The 17,921-nt window shown below is 40.7% G+C and carries 12 protein-coding genes, 1 CRISPR repeat array and 2 riboswitches (1 of these 15 only partly in view); of the genes, 4 read left to right on the top strand and 8 right to left on the bottom strand.

The window, feature by feature from the left end; genetic code table 11:
* Window positions 1–2,189: direct repeats of the CRISPR family, unit length 37 nt; unit sequence GTTTCAATCCCTAATAGGGATTTTGATAAATTGCAAT; it reaches 69 nt to the left of the window's first position.
* A gap of 490 nt (window positions 2,190–2,679) precedes the next feature.
* A complete protein-coding gene (locus tag IQ274_RS08780) occupies window positions 2,680–3,513 on the top strand; it encodes a dienelactone hydrolase family protein (RefSeq protein ID WP_194142076.1) in 834 nt (277 codons plus the stop codon).
* 393 nt (window positions 3,514–3,906) lie between these two features.
* On the opposite strand, the gene IQ274_RS08775 is transcribed toward IQ274_RS08780, so the two are convergent.
* Entirely contained in the window at window positions 3,907–7,026 is a 3,120-nt protein-coding gene (locus tag IQ274_RS08775; protein ID WP_194142008.1) for an MFS transporter, read from the bottom strand.
* A 628-nt stretch (window positions 7,027–7,654) separates the two neighbouring features.
* On the opposite strand from IQ274_RS08775, the gene IQ274_RS08770 reads away from it, so the two are divergent.
* Window positions 7,655–7,867 carry a high light inducible protein gene (locus IQ274_RS08770; protein WP_012408059.1) on the top strand — a complete coding sequence of 71 codons (213 nt, stop codon included), beginning with the start codon at window positions 7,655–7,657 and terminating at the stop codon, window positions 7,865–7,867.
* Window positions 7,868–7,908: 41 nt separating this feature from the next.
* A complete protein-coding gene (locus tag IQ274_RS08765; RefSeq protein WP_163929662.1) occupies window positions 7,909–8,112 on the top strand; it encodes a high light inducible protein in 204 nt (67 codons plus the stop codon).
* 88 nt (window positions 8,113–8,200) lie between these two features.
* Here the strand turns inward: IQ274_RS08765 and IQ274_RS08760 are convergent, their stop codons facing one another.
* From IQ274_RS08760 to ntrB, 5 genes are all read right to left on the bottom strand, one after another.
* A complete protein-coding gene (locus IQ274_RS08760; protein WP_194142007.1) occupies window positions 8,201–9,538 on the bottom strand; it encodes an SLC13 family permease in 1,338 nt (445 codons plus the stop codon).
* Window positions 9,539–9,650: 112 nt separating this feature from the next.
* A complete protein-coding gene (locus IQ274_RS08755) occupies window positions 9,651–10,268 on the bottom strand; it encodes a universal stress protein (RefSeq protein WP_163929681.1) in 618 nt (205 codons plus the stop codon).
* Window positions 10,269–10,476: 208 nt separating this feature from the next.
* A riboswitch (cyclic di-AMP (ydaO/yuaA leader) is annotated at window positions 10,477–10,609 on the bottom strand.
* 17 nt (window positions 10,610–10,626) lie between these two features.
* On the bottom strand, window positions 10,627–11,463 hold the full coding sequence (locus IQ274_RS08750) for an ABC transporter ATP-binding protein (RefSeq protein ID WP_163929682.1): 837 nt from the start codon (window positions 11,461–11,463) through the stop codon (window positions 10,627–10,629).
* 107 nt (window positions 11,464–11,570) lie between these two features.
* Window positions 11,571–13,013 carry an ABC transporter substrate-binding protein gene (locus IQ274_RS08745; RefSeq protein ID WP_194142006.1) on the bottom strand — a complete coding sequence of 481 codons (1,443 nt, stop codon included), beginning with the start codon at window positions 13,011–13,013 and terminating at the stop codon, window positions 11,571–11,573.
* Between the two features lie 86 nt (window positions 13,014–13,099).
* A complete protein-coding gene (ntrB, locus tag IQ274_RS08740; protein WP_194142005.1) occupies window positions 13,100–13,951 on the bottom strand; it encodes a nitrate ABC transporter permease in 852 nt (283 codons plus the stop codon).
* A 97-nt stretch (window positions 13,952–14,048) separates the two neighbouring features.
* Window positions 14,049–14,285: riboswitch (cyclic di-AMP (ydaO/yuaA leader) on the bottom strand.
* Window positions 14,286–14,700: 415 nt separating this feature from the next.
* On the opposite strand from ntrB, the gene IQ274_RS08735 reads away from it, so the two are divergent.
* The gene (locus IQ274_RS08735) at window positions 14,701–15,891 is read left to right on the top strand and encodes a sensor histidine kinase (RefSeq protein WP_194142004.1); all 1,191 of its coding nucleotides are present in this window, start codon (window positions 14,701–14,703) and stop codon (window positions 15,889–15,891) included.
* A 58-nt stretch (window positions 15,892–15,949) separates the two neighbouring features.
* On the opposite strand, the gene rnc is transcribed toward IQ274_RS08735, so the two are convergent.
* Both rnc and IQ274_RS08725 read right to left on the bottom strand, forming a co-directional pair.
* Window positions 15,950–16,636 carry a ribonuclease III gene (rnc, locus tag IQ274_RS08730; protein ID WP_194142003.1) on the bottom strand — a complete coding sequence of 229 codons (687 nt, stop codon included), beginning with the start codon at window positions 16,634–16,636 and terminating at the stop codon, window positions 15,950–15,952.
* Window positions 16,637–16,774: 138 nt separating this feature from the next.
* Complete coding sequence (locus IQ274_RS08725) at window positions 16,775–17,575, bottom strand: NYN domain-containing protein (RefSeq protein WP_194142002.1); 801 nt, start codon at window positions 17,573–17,575, stop codon at window positions 16,775–16,777.
* Window positions 17,576–17,921: the final 346 nt, after the last annotated feature.

Below are 17,921 nucleotides of genomic sequence, written 5' to 3'. Positions count from 1 at the left end.
GTCAGTTTCAATCCCTAATAGGGATTTTGATAAATTGCAATACTCTCTTGATTTCCGTGTTCCCGTGCCATTCATGGTTTCAATCCCTAATAGGGATTTTGATAAATTGCAATCTTCAAAAGGGAACCACTGACCAGTATTCTCTTGGTTTCAATCCCTAATAGGGATTTTGATAAATTGCAATTTCATCCACTTCTTTTTCAGAAGCAAAGTTTTGGTTTCAATCCCTAATAGGGATTTTGATAAATTGCAATTGCATCAAATAAATTTCCATTCGATATTATAGGGTTTCAATCCCTAATAGGGATTTTGATAAATTGCAATCTTTTTGCGAAGCTTTGCGAGAGCTAAAGCAGAAAGTTTCAATCCCTAATAGGGATTTTGATAAATTGCAATCAGATTATCTTCATGTTTGCGACTTGAGTTTTGGGGTTTCAATCCCTAATAGGGATTTTGATAAATTGCAATCCCAGGTAGCGTATTTGATGCTTCGGATATATTCGTTTCAATCCCTAATAGGGATTTTGATAAATTGCAATATAATAGTGTCAAGTACTGTCTATAGGTTATGTACAAGTTTCAATCCCTAATAGGGATTTTGATAAATTGCAATGTTACGATGGTCAAATTTGGTATCGTGTTGATAATGTTTCAATCCCTAATAGGGATTTTGATAAATTGCAATGATGGCAGTCATCACCTGCTAGAATGAGCGCTTTAAAGTTTCAATCCCTAATAGGGATTTTGATAAATTGCAATTTTGATGATTTGTGTTACAATAATCATCATAGGTTTCAATCCCTAATAGGGATTTTGATAAATTGCAATTCTAGTTTTAAGAGCGCTCATTCTTGCTGGAGATGTTTCAATCCCTAATAGGGATTTTGATAAATTGCAATTTTTAAAACTGGGTGGTTTTTCAGAAACTTTTGTGTTTCAATCCCTAATAGGGATTTTGATAAATTGCAATATTTAAAGCTATAAAAACACATTGGTCACAAAAATGTTTCAATCCCTAATAGGGATTTTGATAAATTGCAATAATTAATTAAAACTTTCTCACGTGGCTGAATTTCGTTTCAATCCCTAATAGGGATTTTGATAAATTGCAATGTTATGAAAACATTGATTACCTGTATGGTAAAGTTTCAATCCCTAATAGGGATTTTGATAAATTGCAATTTCCAATTTTGTCTGGCTCACAGAAACGGATAGTAGGTTTCAATCCCTAATAGGGATTTTGATAAATTGCAATGGTATCCGTTCTCACCTTTGGCTATCAATTCACTTGTTTCAATCCCTAATAGGGATTTTGATAAATTGCAATTCATCAAACAATGGCAAGCAATATCATATAGGTATGTTTCAATCCCTAATAGGGATTTTGATAAATTGCAATGTCAGTGGTTACAGTAGTTTCTGCATGAACCAGTTTCAATCCCTAATAGGGATTTTGATAAATTGCAATAAGTGTGAAAGCTAAAAGCTCGTCAGGCAAAGACTGGTTTCAATCCCTAATAGGGATTTTGATAAATTGCAATATATTTACCTCCAATTATATGAACTTGCCCATCATGTTTCAATCCCTAATAGGGATTTTGATAAATTGCAATTAAGTATTTTTGCCATCTAATTCTATCAGAAAGAGTTTCAATCCCTAATAGGGATTTTGATAAATTGCAATCTTCTGTTTCTGCTGTTAATCCTGTTTCAGCTCAGTTTCAATCCCTAATAGGGATTTTGATAAATTGCAATCCTGCCGCGCCACTGGGCGCTGGTCTATCCTATAAAGTTTCAATCCCTAATAGGGATTTTGATAAATTGCAATTATGTGCCGGGTACGTGGTCGTGGATTATTGAGGCTGTTTCAATCCCTAATAGGGATTTTGATAAATTGCAATTACACATTCGTTTCTCGCATCGAGAAAATTTAGTGGTTTCAATCCCTAATAGGGATTTTGATAAATTGCAATAGTTACTGCGGTCGGTGATGAGACTGAAGTCTGTGTTTCAATCCCTAATAGGGATTTTGATAAATTGCAATGTGAGCCAGGTAGCTTCTCTGGATGTCCATATACCGTTTCAATCCCTAATAGGGATTTTGATAAATTGCAATGAGCGTAATCGCCGCGCCTCCTGCTACAGGATTGGCGTTTCAATCCCTAATAGGGATTTTGATAAATTGCAATAGCGGGAGCCTGAAACCCAAGCTGTATTTAATTTTCAAGGTACAGTTGCGCGATTCAAGGGCAATCATAGCATTACAGAATTTGTTTGGAAAGAGTGCCAGAAAAATTTAAAGGCTGAAATCGTCTTTTGGTAAGTATTTCAGAGATTGCGCGGATTATGATTAGGCGAGTAATGGGTTGAAAGCCTTACTGTATCTGGAATAGAAGCACTTTTTGGGGATTATAGAATTTGTACACCTACCCTTCCGCGCATTTGAGATAAAGGAACCCAGTCAGAAGGTGACTCAGTACCGAAAATTGTTTAGTCCCGTGGCTTATTCTTTGCCAGTACAGGCGGCTTTTCTCTGACCAAAGCCACATAGAAGAAACATTTGGACAGCAAACGAATCTAAAATATTACGGTAAACTGATTCATAAATTGTAATATTTGTTGTCGTACTACTGTACTGATAACCAACAATAAAGTTTCCGCCAATTTAAGGTAGAGATGATGAAAGAAATAACACGCCGCAAATTTATCGCAACAAGCACCTTGGCGACGGGTTTTGCCTTGGCAGTGCAACCCATTTCTGCTCAAGTCACCGCTACCGATGCTAAGGGGTTGGTAGCTGGTGCAGTGAAGATTCCCGTCAAAGATGGTGAAATTCCTGCCTACAGAGCAGCACCCGCCACTGGTGAAAATTTCCCAATTGTCTTGGTAATTCAAGAAATCTTTGGTGTACACGAGCATATTCAAGATGTTACTCGTCGTTTTGCTCAGTTGGGATATTTGGCGATCGCACCGGAATTATTCATCCGTCAAGGCGATGTCACTAAGTTAAGCAGTATAGACGAAATTCGCCCAATTGTTGCCAAAGTACCAGATTCTCAAGTGTTATCCGATCTCGATGCGACGGTAAAATGGGCTGTGAAATCAGCTAAAGGCAATGCCAATAAATTGGCGATTACAGGTTTCTGTTGGGGCGGCCGCATTACCTGGTTGTATGCGGCACACAATCCCAAGGTGAAGGCAGGTGTAGCATGGTATGGGCGACTTGTGGGCGATGCTACCGAACTTCAGCCCAAGTATCCAGTTGATATTGCATCGGCGTTGACAGTCCCCATTCTCGGACTCTACGGTGGCAAAGATACGGGTATTCCCCTTGATACAGTAGAACAGATGCGCGATCGCTTAAAGTCTAGCAGCAGCAAATCTGAAATCATCGTCTACCCCGATGCACCCCACGCTTTTTTTGCCGATTATCGCCCCTCCTACCGCGAGAAAGATGCTAAGGACGGTTGGAAACGTCTTTTGGCATGGTTTAAGAAGTATGGCGTTTCTTAAGCTGTCATTTGTCATTTGTCATTGGTCATTAGTCATCTCCAGAAATTAAATATGCGTTACCCATAAACCTTGTAGAGACTTAGCAGTGCTACGTCTCTACATTCTTTTTCGGAGATGTCTATTAGTCATTGGTCATTGGTTTTTAAGCATTTCTTTGTTCTCTTTGCGGTAGTCTGCGGCAAGCCCTACGGGTTCGCCAGTTCCTTTATGCCGGGGAACCCGTCCACCGGACTGGCTCACTGCTCCGCGTCTACGTTAAAAAAAATTGACTTTGGCAAAGAGTTTTAGCCTTAACTGAACTATATTGAAGGACAAATGACAAATGACAAATGACAAATAGAAAAGCCTCCCGATAATGAGAGGCTTAAATGTGAGCGGAGACAACTTGTTAAACTAGGGCCTTGCAGCCAGCGCTCCTCCTAATGCAGAGAAAACGGCGGAGACGGATGCTGTGGCAAACAGCCACCACGCTGCTGTAGCTGCGGCTTTGCGGGTTTCTTCAGCTTGTCGCTGTGCTTGATGCTTCACCTGTTCTAGGCGGCGTTGGGCTTCTTGCTGTATGCGTTCTGCACGTTGCAATACTGTGTTGCGGGCCCGTTCAATTTGGTCGATGATCCGGTTGGCATCTTCCTCAGAGATGTCCTCACGAGAACTCATAATTGCTACTAAAGTCTCACGATCAAAAGAAGATAGGCGATCGCGCAGGGCATCAAATCCCGCTTGAGGATCGTCAAAAAATGTGCGGACATCGCGCTTGATACTATCGTAATTTAGTTCCGGGCGATCCAGGGAGTTAAGATAGTTGCGGATGCGGGCAAAAACCCCATCAATTGCATCTTGAATGCCTCGTTGGATATTCCGCACTTGTTCTACAAATTGATCCCTGACGGAGACAATGTTATCGGCAATCCGCGCTGCTTCTTCATCAGACATATCTTCCCGAATTTTCAGCAGGGCGATGATGGTAGAACGGTCAAAATGGGAAAGGCGATCGCTAAAACTTTCTACCCCGACTCGTGGATCGTGCAATAGTAGTTGCAAGTCGCGTTTGATACCTTCAGGATTGAGTTCTTCTTTACCAGTTTGGCGCAAATACTCTTCTAGATAAGCTTTGAATGTTTCTGCTCTTTGCTGTGTGCGGGTAGCTAAACGACGAGGCGCACGTACAAAGTTACGAATCGAAGTTTGGGTGGAATCAATGATTTCATTGACTTGTTGTTCACTCAAGTCTTGACGTTGACTGAGCAACTTCACCAGTGTATCTCGGTCTAACTGCGACAATCGACGGCGTAATGCGCTGGCTCCCTCTTTGGGATTTTCAAACAATTTGCTCAAATCTCGCTGAATACCTTCAGGATTGAGTTCTTGTTTACCAGTATTCCGTAGATAGTCTGCGATCGTGGTCGTAACAGAGTCGTATTGCTCTTTGGCTTTATCCACTACAGCTTGGGGTGTGTGGCGAATATTATGCCACGACTCCTCAGCCGCATTGATGATTTGATTAACTTGATCTTCACTCAAATCTTGGCGCTGACTCAATAATTGCACTAAGGTATCGCGGTCAAAGCGAGACAACCGTGCCCGAATTGAACTAATTCCAGCTTGGGGATCTTCTAATAGCTTTTTAAACTCCGCACGGATGGCATCAGGATTCAGTTCTGATTTCCCGGTGTTACGCAGATATGATTCTACATTCAGCCACAGGGTTTCTGCTTGATATTGTGCCTGTTCAGCTAATCCTTTGGATTCTATCAAGACGCGATCGCGTTGTTTTTCCAATTCATCCAGAATGCTGTCTACTTCATATAGCTGGATATCATTCCGTTCTAGCAATATCTCCCGGATTTCTTGACGTTCAATGTGCGCCAGTCGTAATGTCAGGGTTTCATAATCTGCATCTGGGTCTTGCAACAGTGGTTTAAAATTCTGTTCAATGCCTTCAGGTGTCAAATCTGTTTTCGGGGTAACGAGCAGATAACTTTCTACTGCGCGTTGCAAGTCTTGGACTATTTCTCTTTCTTCGATACCTGTAACTGTCACCAGCACATCTTTGCGGACAACTTCTAGCTGATTTGCAATGCGCTGAATTTGGGCTTGGGTAAGTAGTCCCCGTTGTTGGAGAATTTTGACGAAATCGTTACGTGATAATCTTTCTAGTTCTCTGCGGACTATTCCAGGGTCAGCTGCTGGGTCGTAAATGACATCACGAAATTCTTGGGCAATTCTTTCTGGGCTTAGTTGCCAAGCATAAGTGTTGTACAGATAATTTTCGATATCAGATCGAATTGGGCTATAGGGTTGTGATGGTGTTGGCAAACCTAACTTATCTGCTTGTTGGGTGACTTTATCTTTGGCTGTGGTAAGGCTACCTAAGATTTTTTCCACATCCAAATCAGATAAATCTGCCCGTCCTAACACAATGCCGGTTAAGGCGGATAGTCCTTGCTGGATTGTACTTTGAATTGGCCCAACAGTAGATGCCTTTTGGTCAGCTTCCTTGGAACCACGTGTTTCTGCAACTAATCGATCCAGCTTGGCGTTAAGTTCATCTGTCTTACTTTGTCCTGCTGGAAGTGATTTCAGATAATCCATTAACTCACCCATCCGGTCTTCAGTGGGTGAATGCTGACTTACTACCTGTTGCCAAACCTTATATAAAGTATCAGCAATGCGGGTAACGTCTTTTTTGGAAAGGTCGGTACGGCTGCTGACTAACTCGATAAACTTTTGGCGGTCGATGTTGCGAATATCTGGAGTCCCGGCGATCGCTTTTAATTGGGGATCGTTGAGTAAATTTTCAAAATCACTCCGAATTTTCGACACATCCAACTCTGGTGGACGCAGCTTATCTAAATAATCTTCTATGTTTTCCCGAATACTTCCAGGGTCGATGCCGCTTCCTAGTTCTCGGCGAACGGCGGCGGCGGCGGCTTCAGCTGTTGCGACAACTTGATTATTGACAGCTTTCGCGCCTAGTGCGGCTGTAGCTGTACCCATAATCGCCTGAAAACCAGAAGTTGCCGTATTGACGACTGAGCCAATTAAGGAACCCACAGTAGTGGAACTCACCCAAACCAGGAGTAAAAAGTAAGCACCCCAAATCACCAAACCGAGAATTGCTCCCAATCCTGGATCTAAGATTACAAGGCTTAATTTCACTGCCAGGAAACAGGCAATTAATAAAGCGATCGTTACAGTGAATAACGTCCAAATCCCTACTGCTGTGCCGATTTTGCGAATGCTGCCGCCCAAACTTCCGACTTCCCCAGAATCTGAATCCGAGTCAGATGAGTGCCCCAGATAGGAAATCCCGGCTGCAAGGGAGAGATTAGTTAGAACTAATTGGAAAGCAAAGGCTAGGATCACGCCGGAGATTAAGGCCACAAAAAAGCGCGGCCCGGAAGTCAGAACCGATGCCTGTGCTGGCGTGACGTTTGAGGGATCTACTGGAACCTGTGCTAACCACAATAGTGGTTTGTAGAGTCCCAGCATGATTTCCGTACTTTGGAACATTGTATTTCCTTCTACTAAGTTTAAATTTGGGGAATTAAGATTTTCTTGAGAAGCAACTCTTAGTATTTTTGTCTGTACCTATGGCAATACCTAACTGTTTAGTTCAGAATCGTAGAATTTAGCTGTTGAAAGCATCTCTCCAAAGGCTGAAAACTATATACAGCAAAAGATATAAATTTTATTATCTAACGATAAAAGTAGTTAAAAATTTGGTTAATTCTTGGCTGCCACGCTCTTAATTTTAACTGCTTAATCAAAATGATTGATTTTGCCCAAGCTATAGTTTGATTACTAGAACTTTACATTTATTTATAATTATCTTTTTATCACCCTCTCAGGGTGGATTTGTCTGCACTAATATGTTGTTGATTATCGTCCCCAAGAAGTGCCTGTAGTTTGTGCCTACAGGCAGAAAGCAATTTAGTTATAAATAGCTACATTAAAGTTAACAAATGAATTGTTGACGACAACAAGATGGCAACTCATTATTCCAGGGATTTGCCAATACTTGCATAAAGAATAATTTGCTTTAGAATTCAGTCGGTTATAGTGTCTAGCGCGATGTTTTACATCTGATTGACTGCTAGAAATTAAACATCTCAAAAGCTAATAAATTTTGGAGAAACAAATGGCAACTCAAGAAACTCGGTCTTCTACTGATTTACCACCTGTTGCACCAGAATACAACGGTGTAGACCGCAACGCTTTTCTGTTTGGCTGGACTCCTCAAGCCGAAATTTGGAATGGTCGTTTGGCAGCAATTGGTTTTCTCGCCTATTTACTTTGGGATTTAGCTGGCTATAGCGTTTTACGCGACGTACTGCACTTAGTTGGCTACTAAATATTGAACCTTTGAAAACTTACTGGATATTGGAGAAAAAAATGGAACCTCGATCTTCTACTGATTTAGCACCTGTTGCTAAAGCCTACAATGGTGTAGACCGCAATGCTTTTTTGTTTGGCTGGACTCCTCAAGCCGAAATCTGGAACGGTCGTTTGGCAGCAATTGGTTTTCTCGCCTATTTGCTTTGGGATTTAGCTGGCTATAGTGTCTTACGCGATGTATTGCACATAATTGGCTATTAGTAGCTACAGCTATATAAGACTTCCGCAAATAATAATCTAAACCCTAGTTTTCAGATAGGGGCAATTCATAAATTGCCCCTACCTTTATCTAAAGTAAAAAGCGAAACAACACATACAAAGCCGAAGCTACCAGTTGCAACAGCATCACTGGAATGCCGTAGTGCAGGAAAGTTTTAAACGAGATGCGTCGTCCATGCTGCTCAGAAATACCGGCAGCGACGATATTAGATGATGCCCCTACTAATGTGCCATTACCTCCCAAAGTTGCACCAAACATCATGGCATAAAAAAGCGGTAATACTTCTGGGGGAAACTGCCCTTGAAAATCTTGGGCTAGAACTTCTGCGGGTGCTAATCCCACAGTCACAATGTATTGTTTGAGTAAGGGAACCATCCCCACCACTAAAGGAATATTTGGGACTACGCTGGATAATATACCTACAAAAAATAATAAAACTAGGGAACCTAGGATAATATTTTTTCTTAAAATTGCTGCCAATATTCCTGATAAACCATTAATTACACCTGTTTTTTCTAACCCTCCAATTAGCACAAAAATACTCATAAAAAATATTAATGTACTCCAGTCTACATCCCGCAAAATATTGTTAACTGAATCGATTTTGCTATGGTGAGATAACAATAAAGCTAAAGCTGCTCCTAACAAAGCTGCGGCAGCAGGCGAAACTGGAACTGGTAGAGTTTCTCCAACGACAAAAAATAGCAGGACGAAAAATACTATAACTGCACCAAAGCTTAAAGCTCGTGGATGATTAATTTGTGGATGTGGCAGTTCTTCTAAATTATCTAACTGAGTATTCCAAATTTTACGAAATAAAAATGGTAGTGTTGCAATTACTATAGCAACGGCAATTACCCCTCCTAAACTCAATTCCCATAAATAATCTGTAAAGCTGATATTTACAGCATCACCAACAATAAAGGTAGCTGGATCTCCAACTAAAGTTAGGAGTCCGGCACTATTAGCAACAAATACCATTAAAATTAACAAGGGAACAAAATTTATCCCCACTTCCTTTGCCATTGGTGGAATTAAAGGCGCTAACAACATTACTGTTGTGGCATTTGGTAAAACTGCACAGATGGGTGTCACAATAGCCACAATACCGAGTAATAGACGCTTGCCTTGTCCCTTAGCTAAGAGTACTATTTGAGTTGCTAAATAATCAAATATCTTGGTAGGCTCAAAAGCTCGTACTAGCACCATAACTCCAAAGAATAAACCTAGTGTTCCATGACTGTTGCCGATATAACCAACAGCTTCTTCTAAAGTCATGACGTTGGTAAAAACTAATAATAATGCTCCCAATAATGCCGCGATGGTGAGATGTACCCATTCGGTCATCACTAAAATAATGACACTTATAAATGTAATTACACTAAGGATTGCTTGCCAGTTGTCCACATCTTACTCCTGAAGTTTTATTTGTTGCATATTAGTGAAAAAAGCCACCTAGTTTTAGGTGACTTATCTATGATTACAATTGGATAAAAATTACTGAAATTTTAAACAGCGACTATTCATCAATACAACTGGGAATACCCAAAACGGCGCAGGGGAAATTATAACCTAATGCTTCAATCATCGGATGATTAACAGATTGGCAACCGAGAAATAGAATATTGGCGGCTTCTGATTCAACAACTTTGTGAAGTTCTGTGGAAATGCTGCCAAACCGCAAATGAGATTTGAAGGAACCTTGCCATTCTTCAGCCAGACTTCGGGCTTGCCAGAGAATTATATCTGCTTGTTGCAAGGGAGTTACCACTGTTTGCAATTTGGGTTGAGTTAACACCTGTGTCACAGACTTTGATACTTCACTAATTTGACATTCTAATGAAGGCTGTTGTGGAAAGCTCAAGATATTTGGATATTGACTGCTTTGATTGTCTTCTAATACATAAACAGCCTGAACTGTAACTTCTGCATTAGTAGCTAGACGGGTTTGATGGGCAATCCAGAAAGCAATATCTAGTGCTGTATGACTGTTAGGAGATGCGTTGTATGCAACAATTAAGTTAACTGCTTTTGATTCTTGAGGTTTTTTAGAAAAAGGTTTTTTTGGTTCTGGCAGCAGTACCATTTGTTCAATTAAGTCATCTCGACCTGTGGCACTTTGCAGACGTGCTAACATTGGCTTGATTTGCACAGCTTTACTTCTCCCAATGAAATGAATTAGTAATGAGAAAGAAGCAGGGGGACAAATTTTAGATTTTTGGACTTCGGCTACCCTCAGTCGAACAATTTTGGATTTTAAATTGAGTAACGATAACCAAAATTGCAAATCTGAAAATCAGTCTAGGAAACCCCAATAATAACTGTATTACAGCCAAAATCTTGGGGGTTCCTTCCATTGCCTACGGAGTTAGCTGACGGGCTAAGACTGGAAGGTGTCTCTCGTAAGATTAGCCCCAAACATTGGTTCCTCCGTTCCAAATCCAGCTTTGATGAATTTGAATTAGGCTACCCACTAAAAAAAATGATAATCTAATTTACTCGTCTTGGGCAAAATATCGATCGAGGAAATTCAGGGCGTGGTTACGGAGTTCAAAATATTCTTTTGAGTTTCGCATGGCAGCGCGATCGCGTGGACGCTCAAAAGGAACTTCTAAAATCTCTCCTATACTAGCAGATGGGCCATTGGTCATCAAGACGATGCGATCGGACATATAAATTGCTTCGTCTACATCGTGGGTAATCATCATCACTGCTTGCCGATGGTTTTCCCAAATATCCAATACCTGCCGTTGCAATTTGCCACGAGTTAGTGCATCTAGTGCCCCAAAAGGTTCATCCATCAGCAACATTTTGGGACGAATTGCTAAGGCTCTGGCAATACCTACTCGTTGTTTCATCCCTCCAGAGATTTCATCAGGATATTTGTCAGCTGCCGCCGTCAAGTTTACCATTGCCAAGTGTTCATTTACAATGCTAATTTTTTCAGCCCGATTAGCATTTTTTAGCACTTCATCCACAGCTAAACGGATATTCTCTCGCACGGTTAACCAAGGCAACAATGAATAGTTCTGAAATACCATCATCCTTTCGGCTCCCGGCTGACGAATTTCTTTGCCATCAAGCCGAACTGATCCGGAAGTGGCTTTTTCTAAACCAGCTACTATCTTTAATAGAGTTGATTTCCCACAACCAGAGTGACCAATTACAGAAATATATTCATCTTCACCAATCGTTAGATTAACTCCATCTAAAACGACAAAGTTATCTTTATCAGGTGTCGGATAAGACTTGACTAAATTTTCAATTTCTAAAAATCCAGTGCGGGGCAGAACTCCTGTCTGGGTATTAATAGGTAATGAGGTATATTCCATCATCAAAGGCTCCCGAAATAATTTAGTCAATCAATTTTGGATTAACTGCGACTTGTACCGAAAATCTAAAATCTAAAATTGCCAGAATCAAGATTTAAAGTTGGGATTTAAGACATGAAAAAGTTAGTGGGAGCGTTAGCCCTGATAGCAAAACTATTCAGATAGCCCACAGGATCACTGGGATCGAAGCCTTTCTTATCTATAAATACCTCTGGTGGTTCGACCTTGTAATCATCCTTGGGACACTCGATGCCCATTTCAGATGCTATCTCCCGATATAAATCTGTTCTCCAGCCTTGTCCGGCTAGTTTCTCAGCATTTTTGGGGAATTCCTTAATTTGTCCCCACCGTGCTGCTTGTGTCATCAACCAGATACTTCTCGATCGCCACAAGAATGTTGAGTGTTCTCCTGGCTGTTTCGGAAGGTTGTCAGGAATATCGAAGAAAATCGTAGTATCATCGGCTTTAATGGTGCGGTCTTTGCCATCAAAGCCGCCATAGTTATAGTTTCCGAGAATTCCGGGACTGGTAAACTTCGCAATTGGGGCATCTTTCTTTTTGGGTCTTGCACCTGTAAAGGAACGTTCTGTAAGCAGTTCAGCAACTTCTTGGCGGTTTTCTGCTTTGCTGCAATATTGGCAAGCTTCAATCATTGCCTTAACTAGAGAACGATAGGTTTTGGGATATTTATCGATGAAAGATTCCATCACTCCTAAAAGTCTATCTGGGTGTCCTAACCAGACTTCTTTGCCTTGTGCAAAGGTAAAGCCGATGTTTTCGTTACCTGTTATTGCCCTTGTATTCCAGGGTTCTGCAACCATGTAAGCTTGCATTGCACCAATCCGCACGTTTGTCACCATTTGGGGTGGCGGTACGATGATGACGCGGAACTCTTTCAGGGGATCAACACCTGCGGCAGAGGATAAGTAACGGATAAAGTATTCGTAAATGGAGGAACTTAATACTACTGCCCAAACTCTGTTTTCTGACGGTTGCTTGTCAAAGTAACCTCGGAAATCGCGCCCAAAGGCTTCTAAAGCACCATCGCCATATTTTTCTTGATACTCATACCACGGGCGCAGCCCAAAATCCCACATAGCTTTGTTCATCGTCATGGCGTTACCGTGGCGGTGAATGGTCATTGCTGCACACAAGGGGGCGTGACGTGCGCCTTCTGCACCAATTCTGGCGTTGGTGACAGCACCAGATACTACGGGTGAAGCATCTAGGCGACCAAAAATTAAACCGTCGCGGGAGGTGGCCCAGCTAGCCTCGCGGTTGAGTGTGACGTTCAAACCATATTTGCGGAAGAAGCCTTTTTTCCAGGCGATCGCAAATGGCGCACAATCATTAACGGGAACGTAACCAATGGTGAGATCGGATTTTTCTAGGTCTTGCGATCTAACTACTGGTTGTACAGCTAAGGCTTCTTCTGTTAACCCTTTGGCGGATCTATCTCCTGAAATTCCACAGGAGGATAGCGCTATCCCGGTTGTGGTTGCTCCTATTCCCTTAATAAAATCTCGTCGAGTCCAGTTTATATCACCCATTTTTATAGCTCCATTGGTGATGAATTGCTCACGCAGAAGCGCAGAGTCTGGTTACATCTTGCTGTTTTGATAGAAGTCGAATTTTGTTAGTTGGAAGTTTTCGGGCGATGGGTTACTAATTCTTCGAGTTTGCCCACGGCGTAATCCAAAATTAACCCAGTTAAGCCAATGATGAACACAGCTAAAAAGACTGAACTTAGGTTTAAACGACTCCATTCATCCCAGACGAAAAAGCCGATACCAATACCACCTGTAAGCATTTCCACGGCGACGATTACTAGCCAAGCTATACCTAAACTAATCCGTAAACCTGTAAAAATATACGGTAAACTTGCAGGCCAAATTATTTTGGTAATCCTTCTCCAACGGGGCATTTCTAGCACTTGTGCCACATCTAAATAATCTTTGGGAACGCTAGAAACTCCTAAAGCGGTATTAATAATTGTCGGCCATAAGGAGGTAATGAAAATGACAAAAATGGCTGAAGGATCTGCTAAATTGAAAATTGCTAAGGCGATAGGAAGCCAAGCTAAGGGTGATACGGGTTTAAAAATTTGAATGATCGGATTAAGCGCTAGCATTGCCGGTCTAGACATCCCAATTAAAAACCCCACAGGAATCGCTACTACCGCTCCTAACAAAAAACCCAGTAATACCCGGCGCAGACTTGCGATCAACAACCAACCAATTCCCAAGTTACCTGGGCCTCTTTGGTAGAAGGGATTTAAGATGTAGTCTAGATTAGCAATGAGCGCTTCTGGTGGAGTAGGCATTAATTCATGGTTGGCAAGTGCAATAATCCACCACAGCACAATTATTCCCAAGAAGCCCAATACTGGTAAAATAAACACATCTCTGAGGACGACAGGTTTTGTCTTTTTCCAGGCAGCTTGTGTTGCGATCGCTGCGATCGCAGCCAGATTTAGTTGAAATATCATTTACGACCTCAACAGATTTAAGTGCAGGTACAAAGAATCCGAGCAGTACCAGCCTTGGACACCGATGAGATCGGAACATTATAAAAATGCCGTCTCTTCAGTCTCCTCCCAATGCCTACGAAGTTAGCTGACGGGCTAGGGCTGAGAGATGCCCTTCTTTTTAGAGTGCTGAGTATCGAGTGCTGTTAGCGGTCGCGGGGCGTTCAGCCCGTGCTGAGTTAACTTTTCACTTCTCACTTTTAACTCTTCACTTTCTATGAGATACGCCCCACAATTTGGTTCCTCCGCTCCAGCGTTATGCACTGTGACACGCTGAATTAGGCTGACTTACTCTAATGGATACTAAATTATGCATAATATAACATTGATGCTCAGTAAAAGCCATCTGTTCGATGATAAATATTGTTGATTTTAATACTGCAATTCGGCGCATCTCCTTGATTTTTGGGAATAAATAAAATTTATATTTTTACTCTGTTGTAAGTGAATTACTTGCAAACAAAGCTAAATAATATAATTGAGTCAAGCATTAATATTGTTATCCGCTTGCTTAATATTTATTAACGTAAAATAAATTATACTAGACAAGTTTTAGATACTGAGAGTTAATCAGCAAATAAACGAATATGTAAAATCTATTTCTTTTGGTAGGTGAATTAAATTCATAAACTTGGTAAAAAACCACTGCACTCGCTAAACTAATTGGATATGGCAGTTTGCTCATCTATCTCCTAGCTGAATTTAACATAATGGATTTTAGTCAAGTACTGGCTGAAAAAACGGACACCATCATCGATAAATGGGTTGCAGCAGTTCGCAAGGATAGACGGATTGAAAGTGCTGATGACCTATCTTATACAGCAGTAAAGGATCATATCCCTGATGTTTTACAAGCAATGGTAACAGTGCTTTCAAAATCTCAGGATAATGATATTCAGTCGATAGTTACTGCTAGTTTTCAGCATGGAGCTATTCGAGCAGAACAAGGTTTTGACCCAGCAGAAATTGCCAGAGAATATCATCTGCTGAGAACGGTAATATTTGATGCCATACACGCAGATTTATTAAAGGGAACACCTGTAGATATAATTCGTTCTATGCGTTTGATTGACGCTATCATAGACGAAGCGATCGCTCGATGTTTTAAGAGTTATGTTGACGAACGCTTGCGAGAATTACAGCAGTTGCAATTATCACTAACGCTCCATAATGAAGAACTTACGCGCTTAATGAGCGCCAATCAAGAGTATCTTTCGCAACTAGCCCACGAATTGAAACATCCTCTAACTTCCATTATTGGTTACTCGGATCTGTTTTTACGCCAACAACGACGCAAGACACAGATAAAAGACACCTCAACCAATTTAGAACATATTGAGAGGGTACTACGTAACGGTAGACAATTACTCCACCTAATTAACGATGTATTAGAACTTTCGCGCTATGAAGCAGGACAGATAAAACTTCAACTAGCACCCACAGATGTGCCTGAATTAATCAATAATATCTGTGAAATGTTGGAACCTCTAGCTGCTGGAAAAAATTTAAAAGTCGTAGTAGATTGCGATCGCGCTCCCAAAGAACTAATCACAGATCCTTTTCAATGCCAACAAATTATTACAAATCTTATTAGCAATGCGATTCGCTATACAGAGTCGGGGACTATTATTATAATGTGTCAGGTGTTGGATAACGAGAGATGTGCGATCGCAGTTTCTGACACTGGAATTGGCATTGCACCAGAAAATCAAGCCCAGATATTTGAACCCTACTTTCGGGTCAGTTTTAGCGATCGTCCCTATCTCCCTGATAGTACAGGATTAGGGTTAGCGATCGTTTCGCGGTTAGTAAAATTACTACAAGGTCAAATTAACTTAGTTTCTGAGGTGGGAGTTGGTTCTACTTTCACTGTAATTTTGCCCTTACAAATAGAGAGTTGATTTCGCGCCAAGACGTAAAATTTTTGTCTACACCTCTGCGTGAAATCAAAAAACATTTTTACAATAACCCTTGTTTTTTCAACTTAGTTAGCGCATCCTCAGCAGCAGCTTTCTCTGCTTCTTTCTTATTGCGTCCCTTACCTTCGCCATAAATTTTTTCATCTACCAATACCTTGGCTATGAATTCTGGTGCATGAGAAGGGCCACCTATTTGTTCTGTGAAATATTTGGGAGGATTTGGAGTAACGTTGCGTTGCACCCATTCTTGAAAGCGATTTTTTGAGTCTACATTAGAACGAGACACAACTATGTGCTTGGGATCTACAGAATCAAATAGTGGTTCTATAATTGCGCGAACTGCTTCAATATTGGAATCATTATCCAAATAGTAAGCACCAAGAACTGCTTCAAAGGTGCTACTAAGTAAATTAGGATTTTGGTAGCCTCCGTCTCGAATTGCGCCTTTTCCTAACCGCATCCTAAAGTCTAAACCTACCTCCTCGGCGAACTTTGCTAATTGTTTCTCATCTACCAACGCCGAACGCCGCCGTGTTAATTCATCTTCTCCCATTTCTGGGTGACAACTATATAGATACTCACCACTTAAGAAATTCAGCAAAGCATCACCGAGAAATTCTAGCCGTTCGTTGTGTTCGCCTTCTCCAGGGTTTTCATGAACGTAAGAACGGTGGGTAAGTGCTTGTCGCAGAAGTTTTTCATTATGAAATATTAAAAGTTTGTGCATTTTATCTTGTGTCTTGTTGCAGAAATTGACTGTTGGGAAACTTGACAATTGTTTTTTTGTTCAGACATGAAAACACCGCAAATTGCGGTGTTTTGGGAAAACCCAGTTTTTTATTTGACTGGGTTTTTCAAAGCTATTTTATGCAGCCAGTATATTTAACTCAGTTAAAAATAACTCCTGATTTTGCTTTCTGACTTTCCCATCCTTGACAGCAACATCAATAAACTGGCTAAAACTTTTAAATTTCTTGCCATCATCTGTAAAAATAGATAAATATCCTTGATACTTACCACAACGTTGACGCATCAATCTATCAATGCAACCAAATACTGTAGGCTTATCTTGGATTGAGGCAGTTTTAATAGCTTCAATTAAATACTCTATAGCCTCATTGTAATTAATCTGAGACACAATAGCCGTGTTTTGAGGTTGAGTCTTCTTGCTATTGTCAACTAGCTCAGGTAATTCATCTACAAAATAGAAGTTATCATTACCAACCAGTTTAATCAACTTTGGACTCTCACTACCTCGTTGAGCAAAGACGATGACTTTTTTACCCATAGCTTTGAGAATGGAAATTAATACAGCAAAATCCTTGTCTCCTGAGAATAAGATAATATTCTTTAGAGAAGAATTAAAAGCAACTGCCTCATAACAGTCATCTTTAAGTCGTTTATCTGCACTATTTTTTGAGGTGTCAGGAACATTCACACATCTAAAACCAAGCTCTTTTAGTTTATTTGAGGAAGCTACTTGGTCTTGACGCTGTGAATTGTAATAAATATTTTTGCAAGATACAGTCCCGTTAGATTCTGCAAATTGCAGTACCAAACTAGCGAATTTTATGATTGAGGGAACGTTCTGAATATCGCAAAAAATTCCAGTATAATCTTTTTTCTGGCTTGCTTGTTTTTTGGAGGTTAGATGATAGCTTGTCATTTGAGTATGTCCAGAGTTGGTTTAAGGAAACCGGACAGCTTCAAGGAATTACACATCTAGTAGCAGCCTAGCTTGATGAAAGAGATTTATACTAAAAAAGTATTTCCCTTTTCCTTGCTAGGCTCTCTATTTACAAATTTAATTGATTTCTAGTCTAAGAAGGTAAAATCCCTGGCTTACTGCTAGGTATCAGGTTATTCATTCCGCCGAACATTCACGCAAATATATTGTTTTCCTTGCTGATAGTCTAATCAATCAATTGACCTGACATCAGGCTGAATGTTCAGCCGAAGGAATAACGCGATACTTAGCGGTAAGCTAGGGATTCTACGTTCTTAGACAACAA

It is taken from the genome of Nostoc sp. LEGE 12447 (genome assembly GCF_015206985.1).
Taxonomy (GTDB): Bacteria; Cyanobacteriota; Cyanobacteriia; order Cyanobacteriales; family Nostocaceae; genus Nostoc.
Note: the sequence above shows the minus strand (reverse complement) of the source record. Positions and strands in the feature narration are given on the sequence as shown.